Origin of the sequence: Bacillus sp. M6-12 (genome assembly GCF_002860285.1) — a bacterium.
In the GTDB taxonomy this organism is placed as follows: domain Bacteria; phylum Bacillota; class Bacilli; order Bacillales; family DSM-1321; genus Peribacillus.
Genome location: NZ_PGVF01000006.1, coordinates 167,441 through 192,121, shown reverse-complemented (window position 1 = coordinate 192,121; position 24,681 = coordinate 167,441). Strand labels below are relative to the sequence as shown.

Annotated in this window: 17 protein-coding genes; 6 read left to right on the top strand and 11 right to left on the bottom strand. The window is 40.4% G+C overall.

Features of this window, described 5'->3' with window-relative positions; translation table 11 throughout:
• From fliS to CVD28_RS09175, 9 genes are all read right to left on the bottom strand, one after another.
• A complete protein-coding gene (gene fliS / locus CVD28_RS09215) occupies window positions 1–426 on the bottom strand; it encodes a flagellar export chaperone FliS (protein ID WP_101592082.1) in 426 nt (141 codons plus the stop codon).
• A gap of 61 nt (window positions 427–487) precedes the next feature.
• Window positions 488–787: an EscU/YscU/HrcU family type III secretion system export apparatus switch protein gene (locus CVD28_RS09210; RefSeq protein ID WP_101592081.1), complete on the bottom strand. Its 300-nt coding sequence runs from the start codon at window positions 785–787 to the stop codon at window positions 488–490.
• Window positions 784–4,407 (bottom strand): hypothetical protein, encoded by a 3,624-nt coding sequence (locus CVD28_RS09205; protein ID WP_101592080.1) that lies wholly within the window; start codon window positions 4,405–4,407, stop codon window positions 784–786. The genes CVD28_RS09210 and CVD28_RS09205 overlap by 4 nt, the downstream gene beginning before the upstream one ends.
• 148 nt (window positions 4,408–4,555) lie before the next feature.
• The gene (locus tag CVD28_RS09200; protein ID WP_101592079.1) at window positions 4,556–4,972 is read right to left on the bottom strand and encodes a TIGR03826 family flagellar region protein; all 417 of its coding nucleotides are present in this window, start codon (window positions 4,970–4,972) and stop codon (window positions 4,556–4,558) included.
• 94 nt (window positions 4,973–5,066) lie between these two features.
• Complete coding sequence (locus CVD28_RS09195; protein WP_257985814.1) at window positions 5,067–5,789, bottom strand: ComF family protein; 723 nt, start codon at window positions 5,787–5,789, stop codon at window positions 5,067–5,069.
• Window positions 5,782–6,918 carry a DEAD/DEAH box helicase gene (locus CVD28_RS09190; protein WP_257985813.1) on the bottom strand — a complete coding sequence of 379 codons (1,137 nt, stop codon included), beginning with the start codon at window positions 6,916–6,918 and terminating at the stop codon, window positions 5,782–5,784. The genes CVD28_RS09195 and CVD28_RS09190 overlap by 8 nt, the downstream gene beginning before the upstream one ends.
• Window positions 6,919–8,013: 1,095 nt before the next feature.
• Window positions 8,014–8,856 carry a DegV family protein gene (locus CVD28_RS09185; RefSeq protein ID WP_101592078.1) on the bottom strand — a complete coding sequence of 281 codons (843 nt, stop codon included), beginning with the start codon at window positions 8,854–8,856 and terminating at the stop codon, window positions 8,014–8,016.
• 126 nt (window positions 8,857–8,982) lie between these two features.
• Window positions 8,983–9,666 (bottom strand): response regulator, encoded by a 684-nt coding sequence (locus tag CVD28_RS09180; RefSeq protein ID WP_101592323.1) that lies wholly within the window; start codon window positions 9,664–9,666, stop codon window positions 8,983–8,985.
• Between the two features lie 44 nt (window positions 9,667–9,710).
• Window positions 9,711–10,853, bottom strand: coding sequence for a sensor histidine kinase (locus tag CVD28_RS09175; RefSeq protein WP_101592077.1), 1,143 nt, complete (start codon window positions 10,851–10,853; stop codon window positions 9,711–9,713).
• 662 nt (window positions 10,854–11,515) lie between these two features.
• On the opposite strand from CVD28_RS09175, the gene CVD28_RS09170 reads away from it, so the two are divergent.
• The 3 genes from CVD28_RS09170 (at window position 11,516) to CVD28_RS09160 (ending at window position 14,826) form a co-directional block, all read left to right on the top strand.
• The gene (locus tag CVD28_RS09170) at window positions 11,516–12,157 is read left to right on the top strand and encodes a YigZ family protein (RefSeq protein ID WP_101592076.1); all 642 of its coding nucleotides are present in this window, start codon (window positions 11,516–11,518) and stop codon (window positions 12,155–12,157) included.
• A 174-nt stretch (window positions 12,158–12,331) separates the two neighbouring features.
• Window positions 12,332–13,354, top strand: a complete 1,023-nt coding sequence (locus CVD28_RS09165; protein ID WP_101592075.1) for an LCP family protein — start codon at window positions 12,332–12,334, stop codon at window positions 13,352–13,354.
• Between the two features lie 434 nt (window positions 13,355–13,788).
• A complete protein-coding gene (locus CVD28_RS09160) occupies window positions 13,789–14,826 on the top strand; it encodes an LCP family protein (RefSeq protein ID WP_101592074.1) in 1,038 nt (345 codons plus the stop codon).
• Between the two features lie 616 nt (window positions 14,827–15,442).
• Here CVD28_RS09160 and CVD28_RS09155 read toward each other — a convergent pair.
• A complete protein-coding gene (locus CVD28_RS09155; RefSeq protein ID WP_101592073.1) occupies window positions 15,443–16,492 on the bottom strand; it encodes a glycosyltransferase family 4 protein in 1,050 nt (349 codons plus the stop codon).
• 431 nt (window positions 16,493–16,923) lie between these two features.
• On the opposite strand from CVD28_RS09155, the gene secA2 reads away from it, so the two are divergent.
• Window positions 16,924–19,281 (top strand): accessory Sec system translocase SecA2, encoded by a 2,358-nt coding sequence (secA2, locus tag CVD28_RS09150; protein WP_101592072.1) that lies wholly within the window; start codon window positions 16,924–16,926, stop codon window positions 19,279–19,281.
• 16 nt (window positions 19,282–19,297) lie between these two features.
• Window positions 19,298–20,185, top strand: coding sequence for an accessory Sec system S-layer assembly protein (locus tag CVD28_RS09145; RefSeq protein ID WP_101592071.1), 888 nt, complete (start codon window positions 19,298–19,300; stop codon window positions 20,183–20,185).
• Between the two features lie 60 nt (window positions 20,186–20,245).
• Here the strand turns inward: CVD28_RS09145 and CVD28_RS09140 are convergent, their stop codons facing one another.
• The gene (locus tag CVD28_RS09140; RefSeq protein ID WP_101592070.1) at window positions 20,246–22,753 is read right to left on the bottom strand and encodes a phosphodiester glycosidase family protein; all 2,508 of its coding nucleotides are present in this window, start codon (window positions 22,751–22,753) and stop codon (window positions 20,246–20,248) included.
• A gap of 482 nt (window positions 22,754–23,235) precedes the next feature.
• Between CVD28_RS09140 and CVD28_RS09135 the strand changes: the two genes are divergently transcribed.
• Window positions 23,236–24,678 carry an MBOAT family O-acyltransferase gene (locus CVD28_RS09135; protein ID WP_101592069.1) on the top strand — a complete coding sequence of 481 codons (1,443 nt, stop codon included), beginning with the start codon at window positions 23,236–23,238 and terminating at the stop codon, window positions 24,676–24,678.
• Window positions 24,679–24,681: the final 3 nt, after the last annotated feature.

Below are 24,681 nucleotides of genomic sequence, written 5' to 3'. Positions count from 1 at the left end.
TCAGTTTTCTATCAGGACATTTTTTTCATAAGCCATTGCTTTTTGACGGAGCATGGAGGTGGCCTCCGATGGCTTCTTTCTGAGAGTCTCATTCCAAGCACTCACTATCGGCTGTAAAACATTGATTACCTCTTTAATCATTGCTATGTCCTTCTTGTAATTAGCTTCTATAATTCTATTAGCCATATAGTTATAAAGATGATCTAATTGGTCTGCAATGATTCCAGCCTCATAGTTGATTCCGGCTCCTAAACGGTACAAGATATCATTAGCCGCTTGTAATTTGGTATTTGCTATAATAAGGTCTTTGTTTTCTATATCATCAATTGCTTCTTCTAATTTCGTTAAACAAGCTTCATATAATAAAGCTGTAATTTCCTGAGGTGACTTTTTGTGTAAGGCGCCCTCTGTAAAAATCCCTGTCACTTTTGTCTCCACCTCCAAATGTGATTATCTTTTATTTTTATCGGAGTGATTCCTGAAATTGTTAATAGTTTAGATCCATTTCTTCAATTAACAATAAAATTTCAGCCATCGCTGAGTATAACTGTGGCGGTATATTGTCACCTAAATCCATATCCAATAAATTTGCTACAAGTGAGGAGTCTTCTTGCATGTGGATATTATTTTGCTTTGCTAACTCAATGATTTGCTGCGCTATTAAACCAGTCCCTTGTGCCATCACAATAGGCGTTGCATTGTTATCCTGATCATACTTAATGACAGCTGCCGACGGTCCATTCGTTTCCTTTCTCTTTTTTTGGTTATAGAATTTTGAGATTTTCATATTTTATAATCCATCCCTTTTTCAGCGAAAACAGGCCTTATTTGCTTCATTTCGTTACTTGAATCTGCTGGCCCTTTTTCGTCCGGTCTCTTCGAAGCATTCATTTTACTAAAATGCATACTGTTTATGTTATAGCCAATTTCCTCTAGCTTTATTTTTGCAATAGAGGCAAGCGGTTCCATCTTTTCTTTAAAACCAGGTTTATCATTTTTTATGGTAATGGAAAGGTTTCTATCACTTGCGTTCAAGAGAATCCCTACATCACCAAGTTTATTTGTTTCAAAGAGAAAATAAATACTGCAATTCTCCCAATCCACCTGCTGTCCCTCATTTTTAGAATTCACAAATACCTGAACATTTTCAGATTTACCTCCCAATAAAAGCGGTAAATTGAAAAACATGCTCTGTAAGGTGCCATTAGCATCCGATTTACTCAGCAGCTGCTGTCCGGTAATGTTATTTATAGCCTGTTCGACATTAGCAGCCATTTTTGAACCCAGTTCTTCGCCCTCAAATTGTGTTAATTTCAGCAATACCGATTTTAAGTTTTCCTGTTGCTGATTTTTTTCTTGTTGAGATTGATCTCCCTTTGAAAAAACCAATGAATTAGCAAGATCGCTTTCATGATTTATTCCGAGTGAACGCACATATTCAAACATTTGCCGGGCAGAAGGTTCCTGACCAAAACTGTTTCCTAAATTTTTATATTGATTAACCAACTGCTGAGGAGGCTCGCTATTTTCCTTGTCCAAGCTTTCCTTCGCAACAAAATGCATTACTTTTTGGTCAGAAGGTTTAAATATTATTTTATCTATCAGCGTTCTTACTTCGCGGACAATTCTTGACGCTTCAGAAAAATCTCCTTTTGCAAGATTTTTCTTCGCATCTGCTAATTGCGAACTAGCTTCAAGTAATTGTTTCTCTGTTTTCATATCTGTTAAAAGCATCAGGTCACTTTTTAATATTGCATTATCCAGCTTGCTTATTGTGGTTTCAAGCATCTGTTTTGCCTGGGGATAGGCATTTTTTTTGAATACATCTATAACTCTTTGAACATTGTCCAGATTCCTTGACATTTCCCGTTTTAGATCTCGAAACTCTTGTGTAGCTTCGGCTAATTTTTTTGTAACTTTTGTGACTAGAATATTTTTAGAATCAGTTTGCATCAAGCTTAATAACTCATCCACATTATACTGCGATGCTGCAGCTTGCTGGGTTTGTTCTATTTTATTTTTGTTTTCACTGTTGGCAAACTCTTTCTCTAAATCAGATAATACCTGCATGATTTTCTGACGGGCTGCTATCTCCCGGCCTCCCTCTGCTAACCGGGTGGCTTCATTTACGGTTTTTTCAACCTTATTCAGGATTTCTGGCTTTAGGTTTGATAACAATTCGTTTTTTGTGGTTTCAATAGCCTTTAATAAATTAGGTTCATTCTGAATGGTTTTTATCAGGTTTTTTATTTCATTGGTACCTATACTTGGTGCAGCAGTCTGTTGTTTTTGGTCTTGACTATTAGAACCTTCCACATTCGTAATTTCGGATTCTATTTCTGACAGGACTTGCGTAATGGTTTGGCGGGCGGCAATAGCCTGGCCGGTTTGAACTAAACGCGCTGCTTCGTTTATGGCTTTTTGAGCCTTATCCAAGGTAGCTGGTTGCAGATCTGATCCTAGTGCCGTCTTCGCTGCTTCAATTGCCTTAACAATATTAGGTTCTGTTTGGACGGTTTTGATAAGGGCTTTTATTTCACTTGTGCTTACTGTTTGTGATGCGGTCTGTTGTTTTGGTTCTAGGTTATTGGAACCTTCCACATTAGCAACTTCAGTTTCTATTACTGACAGGACTTGCATAATTTTTTGGCGGGCAGCTATATCCTGCCCGCTTTGGACTAAACGTGCTGCTTCGTTTATGGCTTTTTTAGCCTTATCCAAGGTAGCTGTTTGCAGATCTGATCCTAATACCGTCTTCGCTGCTTCAATTGCCTTAACAATATTAGGTTCTGTTTGGACAGTCTTGATCAGGTCTTTTATTTCACTTGGACTTACTCGAGATGAAGATGTTTGTTGCTTTTGTTCTAGGTTATTAGAAGCTTCGACATTCGCAACCTCTGTTTCTATTTCTGACAGGACTTTCATAATTTTTTGGCGGGCGGTAATAGCCTGGCCGCTTTGGACTAAACGTATTGCTTCATTGATGGCTTTTTGAGTTCTATCTAGGGTTTCTGTTTTCAGATCTGATCCTAATACCGTCTTCGCTACTTCAATTGCCTTAATAATATTAGGTTCAATTTGGACGGTTTTGATAAGGTTTTTTATTTGTTCACTTATTTGTGTTTGACTTTTTATTTGCTGATTTCGGAGATTTTCATTGAATTGAATGTTGCTGGTACTTTGTTCCCTTGCTGGACTCGAATTTATTGGCAACATTTTATTTTGATGGCTATTTTGGTGCTTTTCTGCATTAGACAGAACTGTTTCCACCAATTTTAGAGCCTCAGACATTTTTTCGCGGCCGGCAAATTCAAGTTGGCTTGCCTGTTTTGCCACAGTTGCTATACGTTTTGATAACTCTGGCTCTAACCGGTTATCTTTAATAATGTTTATTATCTTATCTATTACTTTTTTCAACTCCGGGTTTTGTGCAACATGCTCACGCAATTCCTTTAAACCTTCTTTTAAATTAAGTGGTACTTGGGAGCGACTGGACTGAAGGCTGCCTTCCGCTTCTCTCAAAACCTGAATCAAACGTTCTTTTCCGATAGATTGAAGCTTTTCTGCTTCTAATGTAGCTTTTTCTACTTTTTTTATTGTTTCACTATCAAGCCCAGGAATCTTGTTTATTATGTCACGTACATTTTGGATCGTTTTTTGTATATTTGGTTCGGTTTTTATAGATTGGATTAGTTCTTGTAATGCACTTATGGATGGTGTAAAAGAAGGTGTGCCGTTGGTTAAACGATTCTGTTGCTGTACCGCAGAGACAGTTCCAGTTCCTGTTTTCTGTACGGTTATTCGCTCAGCATTCGGGAATTCAGCTTGGGGATCGATTTCCTTGACCAGCGAAGATAGTACTTCATTAAGCGGTGGCCCATGCAATGCAGCATGTACAGCTCGCAGATTTGAACTCGTGGGTTCCAAACCTTTATTTGCTAGCGCTTTTACCGTATTCAATTTATTTTCTGTGCTGCCTGTTTCTTTCACAAAAAATTCTTTTAAATTAGCGGCGATATGTTTCGTTATTGGAATTCCTTTACTGACAAACATATGGACGGCTTGTTTTATTTTGCTGTATTCCTTGTCTGATAGTTCCAAGCTTTGGATGATTTTTGATTCAGCTAGCTGGCTTCCCGCGTCCGATGTCTTTTTTTGTTCAGCGATAACAGACTTCACTTCGATAGCGTTTTCGTTTCGAGCCACTATCTGAACAGTAATCCGATCTTCAGCCGGAACTCCTGCTTCAAAACTTGCTAATACCTCTTTTCCCCTGATTTGAAGTACTGCTTCAGTACTTGAAACACGTTCTTTTATTTGAGCATTATATATGTCACCCTTATTTACTTCCAGGGAGTTATCTATTTTAGGAGATTGATTTGCAGGCTTCTGATTACTAATTTGCATTTGTTACACTCCTATACGGTTTCTTTACAAGGTTATTATCGGTTATAGGCTTTTTATATTTATCTTTTACTCTAAAATGAAGACTTTAGGCCTGTAGTTTATTGAATAAAAAAAATCCACTTCAATTGAAATGGATTTTTGTACTAATTTAATCATCAAGATGTGTATAGTAAGCGCCTTTTTTCCCTCGCTCTTCTATTTCCTTGCGGCGGGCTTCTTCCTTTTCAAATTGACCTAACTGAGATTTTAAGGCATTCTGACAATTAACACATAAGCGCCCTTCTTTGATGGTAGTGCCGCATTTATCGCATTTGATTCCCAGATTGGGAAATTGTGAGGTTCTAAGCTTCCCGGTTTTAATGAATTTGACAACCAAGTCTTCGTCCACACCAGTATTTTCAACCACCTGCACTAAGGTTGCTGTCCGATTTTCTCGTTTACGAATGTATTGATATACTTTTTCATATTCCTTTTCTTCTTGTTTATAGCACGCATCACAAACATCGCGAAATTTTGTCCTGACGAATAGCGCGTCACAGTTTGGACAGTTGTTTAAATCATTCATGGCTTTGCCCTCCCGCTGTTCTTCCTATGATCATTATATCGTCTAACAAGGGAGCAATATGAAGAAATGTCGAACATTTATTTAGGATTAATAGTTACCGAGCGACTGTGAACGAGATGACTTGCCCAGCCCCTGACTCGATCAATACTTTTGCGGCATGCCTTAAGGTTGATCCTGTAGTGTAGATATCATCTATGATTAATAGCTTTTTATCTTGGATTAATTCCGGCTTTTCTACTTGGAATACCTGCTGAAGGGAAATTCGCTCGTGGCGGGATTTTTTTGATTGTTTTTCTGTATGGAGACGTGAAAGGACCTCCACCGGCATTAGTCCCGCTGATCGGATAAGTGCTTCCGATTGGTTAAAGCCTCGCTCCTGTAATCGTTCGCCGCTTAGGGGGATAGGAACTGCGATATCAAATTCAAGCTTGAAAAGCCTTTGACTAATCTGTTGGGCAAACGCTTTTGAAATGGCATAGTCGCCACGATACTTAAATTTTGCGATTGTTTCTTTTAAAAAATCATTATAGGAATATAGAGAAATATTTTTCGATAGATATCCGTTCCACTCCGGGTCTCCATTCCATCGGACACAGTCATAGCACAGCTCGCCAATCTGGAAGTCCGGGGAAAGGCCGTCAAAGGGACGGCTGCACGCTATACATGTGTCCCCTTCAATTTTTTCAAGCTTTCCTTCGCACTCCTTGCAAAGGACACACTCCTCCTGCTTCAAGAGTGCTTTCCAGGTTATTTCGTTCTTAATAGCAGCGGCACAAAGAAGACAAATTTCATTTGATCTAAACATTGTTTCAAACATCCAGCAGCCCCCTTTTCACGGCTTCAGCATTCATCCTTTGAATATGGCGAACCACCTTTACCATGCTATTGCTTTTTCCGTAATGAAAAAAGGTAATATTGCCGTTAGGGTTTTCAAAACTGCGGCCAACCCGACCAGCGATCTGCACAAGGGCACTTTCGGAAAAAACATCATGGTCCGCTCCAATGACGGCCACTTCAAGATTAGGAATCGTCACTCCCCGCTCCAGGATAGTCGTTGTCAGCAAACCTGGTATCCGTTTTTCCCTTAAGGAAGAAACCTTTGTTTTTCGGTCAGGGTCCTCGGAATGAACCGCTTCAAGGTTTGGATTTAATTTTTGAAAAAGTGGGAGAGCCATTTGCATTACTTTTATGCTCGGGAAAAACAGCAAAATGGGGGTATTCTTGTCGAGACGTTCTTGTACCCAGGAAGAAACGGCTGAAGGAATTGCCTTATTTTGCGAAATAGATCTGCTCCAATTTCCGCACCATTTCATATTTGGAACAGGGATTGGTTTACGGTGGAAGCGGGCGGGGATGGTTACGGCCTTTAGAGTACCTTTTGCGTAGCTATGCTGCATTTTTTCTGAGGGAGTAGCGGTCAGGTAAATAAGTGAGGATTCTGCCTTTCGGGCTTTACTGACAGAAAATTGCAGCGATTTGTCTGCAGAATACGGAAACGCGTCGACTTCATCAATAATCACCGTATCAAACGCGCGATAAAATCGGAAAAGCTGATGGGTGGTGGAAACAGTTAATGGGGCAAGCAGGTGCCGCTCCTCGCTGCCCCCGTATAGGGATGTAACTGGTATACCGGGAAAAGATTTTTTTAGCCGGGGAGCCAGCTCCAACACCACATCAGTCCTTGGCGTGGCGATACAAATCCGCTGCCCTGACTGCAGACCTGCCTCAATTCCTTTGAAAAGTACTTCAGTTTTGCCGGCGCCGCAGACAGCCCATACCAAGAGCTGCTCCTTATTGGTTACTGCTTCCACGACCCGGCTGGATGCATGGCTTTGTCCTTCAGAAAGGCTGCCTGTCCACGCTAGCGGTGAGTGTGTAACGCCAAAATCAACATTAGGGCCAGTCCAAACATATAAATAAGAACAGCTGCTGACCCGGCCCATCATGATACAGCTCCGGCAATAGGTGCACTCGGTCTGGCATCGGCTGCATGGGAACGTAAAAAACTGTGCCTGAATTTGATTGCCGCATCGATTGCACTGGAATCTGGAAGCTTCCCGACTTACCCCCTGTACTCGGGAAATATAACCGGTTTTGAAATGTTTATCGAGGAGATCTACTGAAAAAGGAATTTCTTCAGGTAACAGGGCTCTGCCGTATAAATGATGCTGTAGTTCGGACGAAAAGGAAAAAGACTGTAAGAGGGTATGGCTTTCAAGAGTGGGGATTACCGGCTGGTTCGAAACGCGGAAAATTTTTTGGAGGAATTTCTGCAAAATAGTAGCTCCTTTCTCGTTATTCTTAAACAGATTTCGACATGTTTAGCTTTTTTCCTGCCATCCTCTAAAAAAGAGACTTAACATACTAATTCTGCCCTGGAAACTGATTTACTGTCCAAAGCCGATAGTTTACTTGCCGAAACAGAAGATTTTCTATCCAAAACTTGCAAAATACTGCCCAAAATCACTAGTTTACTTGCCAAAGAAGAATACTCGTAACCTCTTTTTTAAAATGACAGGGGGTATAATAGAGACGAAACTATATTTCCTCTTAAAATTATGATCATTTTGTAAGGTAAACGAACTGATTTATGATTTTTTTTCCCTTACTAAAGCCATTTCGCAAATTCAACTGGGAATAATGAGGGCCTTTTAAATAATATTAGATAAATATTTAGGTAATACGGCCTTTTTGCGATTCTATACATATACCCCGTCCCCCTAAGAAGATTATATATCGTCGTCTTCTCTATTTTTATCATCGACTTCGAAGATATATCGTCAATCTTCAGATTTTATCGTCGACTTTTACAGTATATCGATTTCTCGACAATAAATGACAAGCTCACCCCACTATATATACAAGAACACACCCAATTACCAATTATATTCAAACAGCTTTTGAAAATAATATTAAAATACTGCCAGGAGTATCATATTCTTCACTGATACACTCCAATCATTCTTGATCTAGAATGATACTTCCCATGACTACTAATATTACAAAAACGTCACACCCCTTCCAAGGTATGACGCCCTAATTTAAACCTTATACCATCCCATTCCCATTGCGCCTTCGCCAAGATGGGTGCCGATTACAGGGCCAAAGTAGCTGATTACGAATTCGACATTAGGAAATTGAGCTTCAAGTTCCGCCTTCCACGCCACGGCTTCTTGTTCCCGGTTGGCGTGGATGATGGCTGCTTTGTAGCTGCTGCCGCTGTTTGCATCCGCCGCGAGCAGATCCACAATACGTTTCATCGCTTTTTTCCGTGTCCTGATTTTTTCAAATGGAACAATTACTTTATTATCAAAGTGCAGTAGCGGTTTGACCTGTAGCAGGCTGCCAATGAGGGCAGCTGCACTGCTGAGGCGGCCACCCCGCTGCAGATGGCCCAAATCGTCTGCCATGAAGTAGGCCCTGGCCGATTTTTTCATTTCATCCAGTCGTTCCAGAATTTCCTTAGGCTCTTTTCCGTGCCCTGCCATCTTTGCAGCTTCCACCACATAAAACCCTTGGATCATGCAGCTGATTTCAGTATCAAAGCCGAATACTTTCAGTCCAGCCACCATTTCGCCGGCGGTAAGTGCTCCCTGGTATGTTCCGCTGATGCCGCTTGATAAATGAATCGTGATAACGGCATCATAATCTTTAGCCAGCTCCTCAAATTTTTCAACAAATAAGCCAATGGGCGGCTGGGAGGTAGTGGGAAGCTTGTCAGCTTTTTTTACCTCTTGATAGAATTCTGATGCGGTTATATCAACTTCTTCGAGATATGCCTCGTTTCCGAAGATGACATTGAGAGGAACCATATGTATGTTTAGCTTGTCGCGCGTTTCTTTCGGGATATAGGCCGTACTATCCGTGACGATGGCCGTTTTCATAAAATAAATACCTGCCTTATGGAAGTTTTGTAAATTTAAACATATTTCCATTCTAGAGGAAAAATAAGGACAATGCATTAAAAAAAGCGCATGGCCCTTAATAAAGAGCCATACGCTTAAGAGTTTTTATCGTACTTCAACCCAACCGTTTTTGATTGCAGTTACGACTGCTTGTGTACGGTCGTTAACGTTCATTTTTTGCAGGATGTTGCTTACATGGTTTTTGACAGTTTTTTCACTAATGTATAGTGTTTCGCCAATGCCGCGGTTGCTTTTTCCGTCTGCAAGCAGCTGGAGCACTTCACATTCACGGCGTGTCAATAAATGAAGCGGCCTTCTGATTTCAGGGGCAAATGCAACTCCGTTCCTGCCGCTGCCATTTGAAGACAGCCTGCGGTACTCTTTTACTAAATTGTGAGTAACCTTTGGATGAAGGTAGGAGCCGCCGTCAGCTACTACTTTAACAGCTTCAATCAATGCGTCTGCATCCATTTCCTTTAAAAGGTAACCAGAAGCGCCTGTCTGAAGCGCATGCTGGACATAGTTTTCGTCATCATGGATTGAAAGGATGATTACCTTTGTATCCGGGTGTTTTTCAATTAATTGCTTAGTGGCCTCTACACCGTTAATTTGCGGCATGTTGATGTCCATTATCACTACATCAGGGTTGTGCTGTTCTACGAGGCTGATTGCTTCTGAACCATCATCGCCCTCCGCAACTACCTGGAATGTTTTTTCAAAATCTAGAATTCGTTTAACCCCTTCGCGAAAAAGTTGATGGTCATCAATAATGACAATGTTTGTATTCAATGCCTTCGCCCCCTTGACTTTTGTATGTTCTTTTTTTATTTTTTTCAATCATTTAAAGGAACCTGAATGATAACAAGCGTTCCCTTTCCAGGTTTTGAATCAATCGTCAGTTCCCCGCCGAGCAGCTCGACCCGTTCTGCCATCCCGATCAGGCCAAAGGATCCTTCCTTTTGGATACTAGAATCAAAACCTTTTCCATCATCTTTTATGACGGCCATTAAATGAGTCTTTTTCAATTCAAGCTTTACAGTAATCCTGCTTGGTTCAGCATGCTTTAAAGCATTCTGGACAGATTCCTGTATCAGCCGGAACAAAGCCACTTCCATGTTGGACGGAAGCCTTTTTTCCTCTCCAAGATTAAAAAAACTCAATTGGACAGTTTTGTTATATTCTTCGAGTGTTGCCATGTATTTTTTTAAGGTCGGAATCAGCCCAAGGTCATCCAGCGCCATTGGCCTCAGATCATAAATGATTCTGCGGACTTCATAAAGAGCGTTCCGGACCATTTTCTTTAAGTCCTTAATTTCTTTCAGAGCCTCTTCCCCGCCGCGTTCCCGATAAATCCGTTCAATCAAATCTGAACGCATCATCACGTTTGCCATCATCTGCGCAGGTCCGTCATGGATTTCGCGGGATAGCTTTTTGCGTTCTTCTTCCTGGGCTTCAATGATTTTAAAGCCAAAATCCTGCTTCCTCTTTGCGTCCTCCAGCACCTCGCCCATTTGCTTCAGGTCACTGTTTAAATAATTAAGAACAACACTGATCTGGGAAACCAAATGCTCTGCGCGCTGAATGGTTTGCTGCAGTCCTTTTAGGCGGCGCTCCAAATCGTCGCGCCGGTTTCGGAGTTCCTTTTCCAGCTGGCGGTTCATTTGCAGTTCAACCTGCATATTATGCGCCTTTTCATATGCCTCGCGGACCTGGCTTTCGGAGAATTTGTTAAAATGCATGCTTACTTCAGAAAGCCTTTTTCTTGCCATCCGGGCGTTTACTTCAAGCTTGTCGCCCTCCGTTATTACCTTGCAGACCATCTCTTTAATTTCTTTCAATTCATTTGAAAGAGATTCAAAGTCAGCGCGGCATTGCTCTTCGATCTGAAAAACCTCATTTTTGCTGCTGTCGACTGTTTCGACCATAGTATCGAGGATTTTATCAAGTGCTTTGATATCAACTTTTTTAATGGACATAAAGATTCCTCCGCTTTAGTCCGATCTGTTTACTGTTTTGGTCATACATAGAATTATTATCCAATATTTTAAAAGAAAGGTAAAATTTAAATATGTTGTGTTATTTGATAATTTAGCAGAACTCCTCACTTTTATCCAATAGAGATGAAGTTTTCAGTAGAATAAGACTATTTTTATCACGTTAAACACTGCCTCTATGTACCTATTGTAACAAAAAAAATATCTCCTGCCCTTTTATATAGTTAAAAACCTTATGGAAAATAAGGGTATTATCTCTATTAAGACCAAGCCATATGTATGATAGAACAAATTATAACATGGGAAATTAGGAGTGATATTAAAGTTTGTTTACATTCCTTTCCCTTATGTTACGTAATGTTTTCATCCAGTGAAGAGGAAAATTGGAAATTTTGTATATAAAACTCCTTAACTCTTCCATTGTCCTGCTAGCAATAGCATCGTATAATGAATATTTAGGGATTAGCAGCATCCTATGTCTCAAAGAACTTATTTGGAGCGCTAACAGCGGTTCCTATGCTAGATTAGAGAAGCTGATACGATTTATTTTAAAAATATCGCTGGTCACGCTGAGTAATAGTAAAGTATTGTTTTGCCAGCCTTGATAAAAGAGAAGGCAATTGCGCTTATAGAGGAGGGTCACTATGCTTCCAAGCTACCTGACAGTGAAGGGCTATGGTGAGCATGAGATTGTGATTCAGAAGTCACGCTTTATCGCTTATGTTTCTCGTGCTGAATCCGAAGAAGCAGCCCAGGAATTTATTCAGACAATTAAAAAGAAAAATTGGAACGCGACTCATAACTGTTCTGCTTACTTGATCGGGGAAAACGATCAAATTCAAAAGGCTAATGATGATGGTGAGCCGAGCGGAACAGCAGGCGTACCGATTCTCGAGGTCCTTAAAAAGAAAGGCCTTAAAGATACAGTTGTAGTTGTCACACGGTACTTTGGCGGTATCAAACTGGGAGCAGGCGGATTAATTCGTGCTTATGGCAGCTCTACATCGGAGGGCATTAACGCAACGGGAATAGTAGAACGAAAGCTAATGCGCGTCATGGAAACTAAGGTTGAGTATACATGGCTCGGCAAGCTGGAAAATGAACTCCGCTCTTCCATTTATTCGTTGAAAGAAATTGAATATTTGGATCAAGTGATTATCCACACCTTTGTTGAGGAGGGTCAGAAACAGACGTTTACTGAATGGATGACCGAAATGACAAATGGGCAGGCCGATATTACTGAGGGGGAAATGCTGTATCTGGAAAAGGATGTAAATGGTGCGTAGTCACTAGTCCAAATACTGTACTCCAGCATTATAAAATTGTTCTTCTCGTGTTGATATAATATATTTACGTTAGCCTTCTAAATGAATAAATAGTTAAAAATTTAATAGAAACATATGATTGCTTTTAACATTACTTTTAAATGCATCTTCGCATTTACGATAAAGGAGTATTTTATGGAGAATAAAACAAGAAGGGTATATAGAGTAAAAAAGAAAAAGAAAAAACTGCGACGGTTTATGGCTTTTCTTTCGATTGTATTATTATTGGGTATTGGATTTGCCGGATATCTTTTTTATCAGACATATTCAGCAGCCAGCGATTCATTCAGTGCATTAGAAAGAGGAACGAAGTCTGAACTTCGGGAAGAACAGGTTTATTTAAGCAAGAATCCTGTCTCTATTTTGTTTTTAGGAGTAGAGGATTACTCTACCAAAGGCGAAGGAGGACGTACGGATTCCATTATTGTCGGTACTTTTAACCCACAATTAAAAACGATGAAATTGCTAAGCATTCCAAGGGATACAAGGACCTTTATTCCCGCCAAAGATAAAAAAGGGAAAATTAATGGAGCATATAATGAAGGAAAAGAAGCTACTATCGAAACAGTTGAAAATCTGCTAAATATTCCAATTGATTATTATGCTACGGTTAACTTTGAAGGGTTTAAAAAAATAGTTGATGAAATAGGCGGCGTTGAAGTTCAAGTTCCATTTGATTTTTGGGAGTACACAGATACCTTCCCTAGGGAAAAAATATATTTTAAAGAAGGTCCTGCAAAGTTAGATGGAGAAGAAGCACTTGCATATGCCAGAATGCGGAAGCGGGATGACAGAGGCGACTACGGCAGAAATGACAGACAGAAAGAAATTATTAAATCTTCCATAGATGCTATGGTAAAACCATCAAACCTACTAAAAATTGATGATATAGCCAAGCATGTCGGGGATAATGTTGAAACAGACATTAAAATGAGGGAAGGAATCGCCTTTTTAAATAAATATAAAACATTTAACTCAAGTGATATTGATACATTAACACTTGAAGGTACAGAGGACACCATCGGCGGCGCCTTTTACTTCATTCCCTCCGATGAAAGCCTGCAAAATGTACAGAACGAGCTGAAAAAGCATCTCGAAATGCCTGTAGATGAAGATGAAACCGCAGAGTCTGATTCACAGGAAACAGAACAGCAGTAAAGAATAAAGAGGGTATCCCAAAATAAACATTGGGATGCCCTCTTTTTCAATTCGGTTAATTAACTGGTGTTTAGGACGAATTAATTAGATCTTTATTATGGCTAAATTCCCTTAAGTGAACGTCTGCTGTTACTAAAAGACAACGTTATCGTGTTCACTTTATCCAACTATCCAAATTTATTAAGTTAGTAAAATAACTTAACTTCCGGGAAAAAAGTTTAAAAATTTCTTTAGTATGCATCTTATAGTTTTAAAAGAAATTCTATTTTACGTTCTTAATAAATAAATGTAAAATATAGCTTGTATTATCAGAAGCTGGAATCCTTTAAACCACTTACACCAACTTCAGTTTGTGTCCTTTAGCGGATAGACAGTATAGAATCCGCTTATTTTTTCGCCAAAATAAAAAATTTATGATTCAAGAGGGGAAATTTATGTCTGAATCAAGACAATCAAACAGAGTAATAAAAAAGAAGCAAAAGAAAAAGAAGCTAGTGCTTTGGCTTTTAACGCCAATCTTGCTGCTAACAGTGTCTACTACCGTTTATGGCACTTTTTTATATAACAAAGCAGAGGATGTTGTCGCGGATTCGTATCAAGAGATTGACACCAACGTTAACACCGACAGAAGTATCTCTGAAGAACGCAAGGAGACTGAGGTCAAACCAGACACAAACAACACTTCTATCCTGTTCATCGGAGTTGACGACAGCAATTCCCGGGACTATGAGGAAGGAACACGATCAGACGCGCTTATGCTGGCCACGTTTAATGAGGAACAAAAGTCAGTTAAGCTTTTAAGTATTCCGCGTGATTCCTATGTACATATTCCGAGCAATGACACCTATACAAAAATAAATCATGCCCATGCTTTAGGAGGTCCAAGTGCAACCGTTGAAACTGTTCAGGAGCTTTTAGGGATACCAGTCCATTATTATGTAAGAATGAATTTCTATGCGTTTATTGATGTGGTTGATGCCTTAGATGGTGTTGAGGTTGATGTTCCATATGTGATAAGAGAAAAGGACACGGAGGATAATCGCAATGCCATCCGCCTTGAGCCTGGCAGGCAATTACTTACCGGTAGGGAAGCACTGGCTTTTGCAAGAACCCGTAAAAAAGATAATGACCTTGAACGGGGCAAGCGCCAGCAGGAAGTTATCCAAGCAATTATGGGTAAAGCTTCTTCAGTCACCTCCATTTCAAAGTATACCGATGTGCTGGAAGCGGTCGGCGATAATATGAGGACTAATTTAACCTTCTCTGAGATGAAAGATTATCTGGGATACGCAATGGCAGGATCCACAAATAACATCGAAACCTTACAGCTGGCCGGCAAAGACTCCCGCAAAGATGGTGTGTATTATTATGAGCTGGATGAAGAAAAACTTGAAGAGACGAAAGCCATTCTTAAAGAACATTTGAATTTAAACAGTTCAAAGGACCTGGCGCAAGAAGAACAAATTCAATAGTCAGATCAGGCTGCCCTTTTTAAAGGGCTTTTTTTATTTATCCTTCCCCTCTTAATCGGTTTTACTCCAAAAGAATGATTTATTTTAATTAAGAATCTTTTCAAAAATTTTGTTGATATCAGAACCGAATACTTTACAATTACCTTTATTCTACAGCGTCTTGTTAGTAACAACGAAAAAATGCCACAAAACCAATATTCATACGGTTTTATGTTTAGTACGCACAACAATAATGAATACGAAAACAGTCGTTTATAAAACCGCCAGACTGGAGATTGATCATTTGAATAAAATCTCTTTACGCAACAAAAGGTTGACTTTTGCGGTATTGGAGCCTTTTTTCACTGGATTATTCCCCATTCTCACGGTATTCCTATTTTAGGCACCGTTTCTTTTCCATGCGAAATTTGACTTTCGCGGGATTGGAGCCCTTTTTCACTGGATTATTCCCCATTCTCACCGAATGAAGCTGCTTTTTCACGGGATTAGTACTCACTCTCACGGTATTCCTATTTTAGTCACGGTTTCTTCCGCCAACTGAAATTTGACGTTTGCAGGAAAAACTGAAAAAGAGGGTTTCCAAAAGTTTACTTTTGGAAACCCTCTTTAATAAGTTTTAGTTATTTTCATTTTTTCCATTCAACAGCCTCAGGAGCGGTTGGTATTCCTTACTGACAAGACCGATTTTTTCAACAGTTACTTCAATAATTAACACCAAAACACCAATTATGATCATGGCCCCCCAGATGGTTGCCATTGAGAATATTACAGCTGCTACACCAAACAAAGCAGCAATTGCGTAAATTAGCAATACCGTTTGTCTATGGGAGAAGCCTGCTCTTAACAAGCAGTGATGCAAGTGAGATTTATCAGGAGCACCTAAAGGCTTTTTGTGAACAATACGGCGAATAATCGCAAAGAATGTATCAGAAATTGGAACACCGAGAATAATAACTGGTACAATCAGTGAAATCATCGTTGTACTTTTAAATCCAAGCAGTGATAACACGGCAATAATATAACCAAGGAACAATGCTCCTGTATCACCCATAAAAATTTTCGCGGGATGGAAATTATAGACAAGGAAACCTAATGTGCTTCCAAGTACAATTAGTGCGACACTTAAAACGAATACTTCCCCTTTTAGGAACGCCATCGCGGAAATTGTTATAAGCGCGATGGATGAAACTCCGGCAGCAAGGCCATCCAACCCGTCAATCAGGTTTATTGCATTTGTTACTCCTACAATCCAAATTATCGTCAGCGGTATACTGAAAATACCAAAATGGATCTCACCATTAAATGGAAGGTTGATGTAATCAACCTGTACTCCGCCAGCAACAACAACCACCAGTGCGGCGGCGACCTGTCCCAACAGCTTAATTTTGGCAGAGAGTTCGAAAAGGTCATCCAATACTCCTGTAACAATGATGATAACACTTCCGATCAGGATGGGAATAATGCTCTCGTTATAAGGGTTTAAAATCAGGATCCCGATTATAAAACTGATATATATGGCAAGTCCGCCCAGTCTCGGCATAATTTTTTGGTGTACCTTACGTTGGTTAGGCGTGTCAGTAGCTCCGATTTTTAGGGCGAATTTTTTTACGATTGGTGTAATAATTATTGATGCAATAAAACATATTAACAAGGTAAGGTAAACCATGAAGTACCTCCTAAGAATTATCATAACCAGATTTCGTATAGAGTAGTTAGGTAAAACAATTCAAGCATCCCAGTTTTTGGGCCAATCCTGTAAGGGACATAAACCGTGGCGTCGGCATCAAAGTTCTTTTACCAAGTTTAAATGAACTGCACAGATAAATATGGCAGCCCATAATTTCTTTATCACCTAGCTTATTTTACTTAAAACATCACACTCTTTCAAACTATTTTTTCCTAATTCACTTAAATTATTATTACCCATTTACTTTCAACTCCTAACTCATGAAAATATACCCGCTTATTAAGACTCATTAACCCCTTCATATGTTACATATTTTTCTAGTTCTCCAAAGTATAGTAAATAAACAGTAGTTTTGGTAAGATATTATAATGATAGAAATAATGCGAAAGCCATTAAGGAGCGTTTAATTCATGTTATCGTTTCTCAAAAATACATTTGGAGACAGCAACCAGAAAAGGTTAAAAAAATACTATCGGGAAGTAGAAGCAATTAACTCACTCGAATCTAAATATGAAACATATACGGATGACCAACTTAAAAATATGACCGTTTTCTTCAAGGAAGATTTAAACAGCGGAAAAACTGTTCAGGATATCCGCAACGACGCATTCGCTGTTGTTCGCGAAGCTTCCAAGCGGGTCCTCGGCATGAGACACTTTGATGTCCAGCTAATCGGGGGCCTTGTTTTATCCGAGGGAAATATATCAGAAATGGCGACCGGGGAAGGAAAGACCCTTGTGGCCTCTTTGCCGAGCTATTTACGTGCCCTGGAAGGCAAGGGTGTCCATGTAATTACAGTTAATGATTACCTGGCAAACCGTGACCGTAATATCATTGGCCAGATACATGAATTTCTTGGTCTGACCGTGGGTTTAAACATTCCGCTCATGCAGCCGGATGAAAAGAAGGATGCGTACCTGGCTGACATTACATATGGCGTCGGGACAGAATTTGGTTTTGATTATTTAAGGGACAATATGGCAAGGAGCAATGAGGAAAAGGTACAAAGACCATATCATTTTGCCATCATTGACGAAGTGGATAGCGTGCTGATAGATGAAGCTAAAACACCGCTTATTATTGCCGGCAAAATGCAATCGAGCGCTGATCTGCATTATATAGCGGCCCGGCTTGCAAAGCGTTTTGAGAAGGATACTGATTATTCATATGATGACGAAACAAAAGCCACAAGCCTGACAGACGAAGGAATTGAAAAGGTGGAAAAAGCGTTTGGTGTTGAAAACCTTTATGAGCTGGAACACCAGACACTTTACCATTATGTCATCCAGGCTGTACGGGCCCATGTTATGTTTAAGCGGGATGTTGATTATATCGTAAAAGACGGCAAAATTCTGCTAGTTGACATGTTTACGGGAAGAATTATGGAAGGACGAAGCCTGAGTGATGGCCTTCATCAGGCTATTGAGGCAAAGGAAAGCCTGGAAATTACAGATGAGAATAAAACCCAGGCCTCTATTACTATCCAAAACTATTTTCGAATGTATCCGACACTCTCCGGAATGACTGGAACAGCTAAGACTGAGGAAAAGGAATTTCAGCTGGTGTACGGAATGGATGTTATCCAAATCCCTACTAACAAAGAAAAAATCAGGGTGGATATGCCTGACCTCATTTTTAAAACCGTAAACGATAAATATACAGCTGTAGCGGAAGAAGTTGAAAAAAGGCATTCGACAGGACAGCCTGTATTAGTGGGAACCACGTCGATTCTGCAATCTGAAAAAGTTGCGGAATACCTTGATGAGAAAAATTTATCCTATGAAATTTTGAACGCTAAAAGTGTAGAACTGGAAGTTGAGTTAATTTCACTGGCTGGCCAACGCGGACACATTACCATAGCAACGAATATGGCAGGACGCGGAACAGATATTTTACTAGGAGAAGGCGTGGCCGAACTTGGCGGCCTTCATGTGATTGGAACCGAAAAGCATGAAAGCCGCCGGGTCGATAATCAGCTTCGCGGGAGGTCAGGCCGACAAGGCGATCCGGGATCTTCCCAGTTCTTCATTTCATTGGAAGATGATATGTTCCGCCGGTTTGCCAAAGAAGATTTGGAAAAAATGAGCAAGAGACTGCAGTATGCAGATAATGGACTTGTAAGCTATAGCAAAATTGATGAGTTTGTTGATAGAGTCCAAAGGATTGTAGAAGGTGCCAATTATTCCATGAGGGAATATAACCTGAAGCTGGATGATGTGATCAACGAACAGCGCGGAATTATCTACAAGCTTCGGAATAATGTCCTTGAGGAGAATGACGTTCTTTCACTAGCTATGCCGATGATCTCTTCCTCAGTGGACGAAGCTATTAATACTGCATGTCCGGAGGAAAAGGACCCCGAGGAATGGGCAATAAATCAGCTTAAAGCTCAGCTGAGTGAGCTGATGCCAGGCCATAGCGTCGACATTATAAACGAAACGGAAAACCTGAAGATCATTGAAAATGAAGTTCATTCTGTTTTACAAAATTACCTAGCCGATCTGGAACAGCAAGCTGGTAATGATGACCTGCAAAGTTCACTTAAATATGTGATGACGGCTGTAATAGATACCCACTGGGTACATCACCTTGAAAATATGGCACGGCTTAAAGAAGGAATTGGCTTAAGGCAATACCAGCAGGAAGATCCAATGAGGCTTTATCAACGAGAGGGCTTAGAGCTGTTTACAATTGCATTCCGAAAGATAGAAAAAGATATCACAGTACAAACAGCCCGACTGGTAAGATCATATTCAAACGACATGTAATGAGAGGAGCTGCAGCATGCTGTCTATATTTCGCAGAAAGAATAAAGAGAAGATAAAAAAAGAAGGAAACGATAGTACGATTTCATCTGAAGAGCTTCTAAATGAATCGGAAGATATTAAAGACGAGGAAATATATACTGAGCTTTCCCTGCATCCCGAGTGGGATATTCCTAGTGAGCAGCAGTATGTATACCGATTTTTAAATAATGAACTGCCGCCATTAAAACCAAATCAAATCTCCCTCTCCGGTATTGAATTACGGCCGGAAGACAATGGTGTGGCTGTTATCGCTTTTGTACGGAACAGCTTAAATAAAGCTATTAACATGAAGGATGTTCAGCTACTGTTGTTGGATGAAAATCAAAGCCCTCTTGCCAGACATACATTCAATCTGGCTGAGCTAGGCGAAATCCCAGCTAAAAGCAGCCGTCCATGGATGTTCCACTTTCCTTCTGATACATTGCTTTCAACCAGCTTCTCCACTCAAGGGTGGACGCTGGCGTTTCAGTTAAAGCAAAAGCACAGACTGGATTTGGATCAATCCTGGCAAGAAAGCCTGCCCGAGGATGATAAAGCAAAGCTCCAGCAGCTTGTAGACAGCCTTGAGCCTCCAAAAGACGGTGAAATCAACTTCATGGGATTGCGTGCTCTCGCTGCTGAAAATGGCGACCTGCATATAACTGTACTTATTAGAAATGGCAACGACAGAAATATCAATATTCAACAGCTGCCCTTGGAAGTGTATGATGCTTCCGCCAAACCAATTGCTAAAGGCAGCTTTACCTTAGACAACCTTGAAGTGAAAGCCAACTCAACCAAGCCGTGGACATTTATCTTCCCTAAAACCCTGCTTCTCGAAGAGTCGTTTGACTTATCAAAGTGGAGAGTAGCTCCTGTACAGTAAAGATAAAATATATTAAAAAGCCCTTATCCAACAGGATAAGGGCTTTTACGTATTGCTTTACTATTTGACCGTAAAGACTTTATAAACATCCTTTGTCATTGGCTTTCCTTTTGAAGATGTAACATGTCTTGTAATTACTAATTGATAGTTGCCTGCTTCATAGCCTTCTGCAGGGGCGCTTACTTTTACGGCTTTTAAGTCACTCGTAGCACTAACACTAACCGGCTGGCGTTTGCCAGCTTCATCCTCGACATATACAGTTGAGGTGTTAAGAGATGCTTTATTCATTTCCATATTAAATTTTACTGTCCATTCCTTCGATGCTGCTACTGCCGGAGGATTGGAAGCTGTAAAATACCGTTCGGAGTGATCAGCCGTGTAAATAGCCTGCAGCCGGTCCAGATAAATAGACCCTTTAGTTTTGTTTGCATCAGCCGTTTCAGCAATATACACTCTCTCCAATGATAGTGGATATGTGACAGTCGATGGTACTGCGGCTTCAACGTATTTCCAGCCATACCAGTTCAAACCGCCCGGACTTGTAAAGTCTACTGTCACTGCTTTTCCTGCAGCATCAAACAGTTTCCCTCTCAGCCAGTGCTTTTTGCCATCACCATGTACCCACACACCGATTTTAACAGGCTGGCCTGGTACCGCTATTCGATTGGGTGCAACCAAATACGAGGCCGAGGTCCCAGTGCTTGTTCCTGTAAAATCATAGCCTAACTGAAAAGCACCGGCTCCCTCCTTTTGGGTACCATTCTGAATAACAGATAAACTTGTTTTCGATCTTGTGCTTTCGGTCTTCCAGCCTCCAGTTGAATCCAGAGATTGAATCGTAACTGGCTTGTCGCTCACTGTAACAGGAACAGAAACCTTTTTGCCGCCAAATTCAGCTGTCAATGCTCCCGTGCCGTCTGCAGCAGATGCAGTGAAAATGCCATTCTGAATGGTACCTATGCTGCCTGTTACGCTCCAATTAATTAAATTCTGATCAATGGCCAGACTCTTCCCGCTTGCATCATAGGCATTCACAGTAATCTTCTGGCTTTTGCCTTTTCCAATATACAAAGGTGAAGGAGAAGCTGTTAACCGTGCAACTGATGAGGTAACCGTAACCGGAACTGCCGCTTGAGCATTTCCGTACTTAACGATTACATTTCCAGTGCCCGCCTTCTCTGCAATAAACTGATTACCTTCTATTCTTCCAATGCTGCTGTCAGCTGTAAGAGTTATATTTTGACTGTTGATTGGCAGCAGGTTATTGTAGCTGTCGAGTGCGGATGTAACTTCAAATTCAGCTGAAGAACCAAGGATTATATTCCCTTCCGTTGTCTTCCTCGCAGAAATTTTAACAGGTGCCCCATATGGCGCCGTGCTTACTGCTTCTAAAATAGCTGAAATTGATCGCTGCGTTCCTTCAGATGGCATATTCACTAATGAAGCATAGCGGTCCCCAGGTATTCTTGCTGCCATGGTAGTAGATCCGCCGCCATCCAGGTTGATTGCCTGATAAGCACCGAGTTTTACAAGATGATCTGCAAACTCCTTCATGGTCATGCCGCCGCTAATTCCTGATTTAATGTCGACTGTTACCATAAACACCTTGCTGCCGGTTGAATCAGTGGCAACCGCTGTCCTGGCAGTTCTCGCAGTTGCGCGCGGGCTGGCCGGATCAATGGTCATATTTGTTTTTCCGCCCTGAACCAATAGTGGACCACTCGCGAGAATAAACTTAGCATTCTTCCATTTAGTATCCACATCTACTTTTAACGAAATAGGATCGCCAATCTTCAGGGCTCTGATTTGGTCTACAGATAATCCGGCTGCAGAAACAACATAGCCGTCCGGAGGGATTGTTGCGCTTGTCGTCTGTCCATAGGGCCTGATTGCTGCAACCTTCCCTTCAACTGATTCACCAAACCCTACCGGTGAATTTATGTTTTTTGAAAGGTCTTTTACCACTACCTCCATACCAGTTGGATTGGTTCTCGTATGATCATAACGCCAGGTTGAGGTATATAAGATGCTTTCATCTGCTTCACGGTTTCTATTGACACCGCTTAAATTATAGGTCTGATTGTGATGGGTGATTGAAATATTCAGATTATATCTGTCTATCAATCCTAGTCCCTTTTCACTTATTCCAAAGGCAGCCGGTACATGCATAAAGCCTGTTTCCGCTTCAGCCCCGGTACCTAAATTCATAATCTGATTATTTTTGGCTAGCAGGAACGACGGGTTGCCTGTGTCAAAATGAAAAAAGGAAGCATTCACAGCACCGACCACATGATGCTTTTCATATGTATGCTGCTTTGCCAGATTCGTAAGTGCAGTTAATTTTGTAAGGGGTGACGCAACACCGAGGTCAATGGTAGTATAGGGATCATTCAAATTAACATTCAATATGTTTACCGATTGTGTTTTATTTGCGACAATGGGCTTTGTCTTATTTAATTGGACACCAGGTGTCAAATTAATGGGCGCGGCCAGCACCGAGCTTTCAAATAACAGTACGGCAACAAAAAAACTTAATACAAATGCAACACTTTTTGTAAATCTTTTCAAAGAACAAACAACCTTTCTCTTCTTTTTTACTCTACTAATCCAGCGGCCAACAGTATAAATTATATACTACTAGTATTTTATTCCAAGAGAAAACTTGCCATTGGCATTTTTTTCTACAAAACTCCAACAAAAAAAAGCTGCCTGCTAAAATATATTTAGCAGGCAGCTTTTTCAGCCAGGACCAACCATTACCAACAGATATGCAATACAAAACGGAATGTGTTATTACAATAAATATTTTATCACATCGGTAATGTAATACAAGATAAAATTATGCAAATTTTCCTATGTTGGGTAATTTATTTAATCAAACCATTAATTTACATACAGAAATTTTTATACCCCGGTTTTATCTCTATGAAACATATTTTTTTACAGCTTGGGAATAAAACAATTTTCCAGTCACAGCGTTATGTTGTATCTCAGATTATTGTATAGTATGATTTATATATTTGATAGTTTTCCTAACGGAGGAGAGCCCTTTGATTTTTAATTCTTTTGAATTTATCTTTTTATTCCTGCCCACTGTTTTTGTGGTCTATTTTCTTTTAAACAAAATAAATTTCACTTTATCAAAAGCATGGCTGCTGACAGCCTCGCTCTTTTTTTATGGCTGGTGGAATCCGATATATCTGCCATTGCTTCTCTTTTCACTTACTGTCAACTATATTATCGGAACAAGGCTTGGAAAAATGGAGGGCGGCCGGAAAAAGAAAGTCCTGCTGACGGCTGGCATTCTTTTTAACGTATCGCTGCTTGGTTATTTCAAGTACTATGATTTCTTTATTACCAACGTTAATGCGGCCATCGGAACAAACTTCAATGTATTAAACCTGATATTGCCGCTTGCGATCAGCTTTTACACGTTTCAAAAAATCCCTTATCTAGTAGACTCCTATCATGGAGAGACTAAAGGATACAATTTCTTGAATTATGGATTGTTCCTGACATTTTTCCCTCAATTAATAGCCGGGCCAATCGTTCAGCACAATGATGTCATGGAACAGTTTTTAAATAAAGAAAACCGGAAAATGAACTATCGCAATATTGCAGCCGGGTTATTCATTTTTGGAGTCGGCCTTTTCAAGAAGGTCGGCATTGCCGATACGTTCGCTGAATGGGCAAATAAAGGCTACAGCACAGACGGGGTTCTAAACTTTGTTGATTCTTGGGTCACCGCCTTGTCATATACCTTCCAGCTCTACTTTGACTTCAGCGGATATTCGGATATGGCCATAGGTGCGGCATTATTATTCAACATCGTGCTGCCTGTAAACTTCAATTCACCATATAAAGCGCTAAATATCCAGGATTTCTGGAGAAGATGGCATATGACACTCTCAAACTTCTTAACAAGGTATATCTATATACCTCTTGGCGGGAATCGAAAGGGTGCTGGAAGGACATACCTCAATATTGCCATTGTATTCTTTGTAAGCGGCATTTGGCATGGCGCAGGCTGGACATTCATTATCTGGGGCGTTATGCACGGGGCGGCGAGTGTGATTAACCGCTATTGGAGTAGGGCGGGCTTTAAGATGCCTAAACTGTTAGCATGGTTTATTACCTTCCAATTCGTAAATGCAGCGTGGGTTTTCTTTAGGGCCCCATCTGTGGAGGTAGCTATAAATGTATTAAAAGGTATGGTCGGTCTAAATGGATTTAGTTTGCCATACGGTTTTCAAGATACTCTATTAAAAAGCTTTAATTTACCTTATTATCATTTCACCATTGCAGAAAGCTTCACATGGGCAGCAATCGCCTTATTAATCGGCTTTTTTATTTCTGTTTTTGCAAAAAATTCAATCCAGCTAAGGGATCAACTGAAACCAAATATTATTTCTGCTATATACATCGCGGTACTGCTGATATACTCAGTATTCCAGCTGCAGCAGGTTTCAGAGTTCCTATACTTCAACTTTTAGGGT

Bases quoted from the DNA above. Each gene is read 5' to 3' on its own strand.
- CVD28_RS09210 (WP_101592081.1), bottom strand. From the start codon at position 787: ATGAAAATCTCAAAATTCTATAACCAAAAAAAGAGAAAGGAAACGAAT.
- CVD28_RS09205 (WP_101592080.1), bottom strand. From the start codon at position 4,407: ATGCAAATTAGTAATCAGAAGCCTGCAAATCAATCTCCTAAAATAGAT.
- CVD28_RS09200 (WP_101592079.1), bottom strand. From the start codon at position 4,972: ATGAATGATTTAAACAACTGTCCAAACTGTGACGCGCTATTCGTCAGG.
- CVD28_RS09195 (WP_257985814.1), bottom strand. From the start codon at position 5,789: ATGTTTGAAACAATGTTTAGATCAAATGAAATTTGTCTTCTTTGTGCC.
- CVD28_RS09190 (WP_257985813.1), bottom strand. From the start codon at position 6,918: ATGATGGGCCGGGTCAGCAGCTGTTCTTATTTATATGTTTGGACTGGC.
- CVD28_RS09185 (WP_101592078.1), bottom strand. From the start codon at position 8,856: ATGAAAACGGCCATCGTCACGGATAGTACGGCCTATATCCCGAAAGAA.
- CVD28_RS09175 (WP_101592077.1), bottom strand. From the start codon at position 10,853: ATGTCCATTAAAAAAGTTGATATCAAAGCACTTGATAAAATCCTCGAT.
- CVD28_RS09170 (WP_101592076.1), top strand. From the start codon at position 11,516: ATGCTTCCAAGCTACCTGACAGTGAAGGGCTATGGTGAGCATGAGATT.
- CVD28_RS09165 (WP_101592075.1), top strand. From the start codon at position 12,332: ATGGAGAATAAAACAAGAAGGGTATATAGAGTAAAAAAGAAAAAGAAA.
- CVD28_RS09160 (WP_101592074.1), top strand. From the start codon at position 13,789: ATGTCTGAATCAAGACAATCAAACAGAGTAATAAAAAAGAAGCAAAAG.
- CVD28_RS09155 (WP_101592073.1), bottom strand. From the start codon at position 16,492: ATGGTTTACCTTACCTTGTTAATATGTTTTATTGCATCAATAATTATT.
- secA2 (WP_101592072.1), top strand. From the start codon at position 16,924: ATGTTATCGTTTCTCAAAAATACATTTGGAGACAGCAACCAGAAAAGG.
- CVD28_RS09145 (WP_101592071.1), top strand. From the start codon at position 19,298: ATGCTGTCTATATTTCGCAGAAAGAATAAAGAGAAGATAAAAAAAGAA.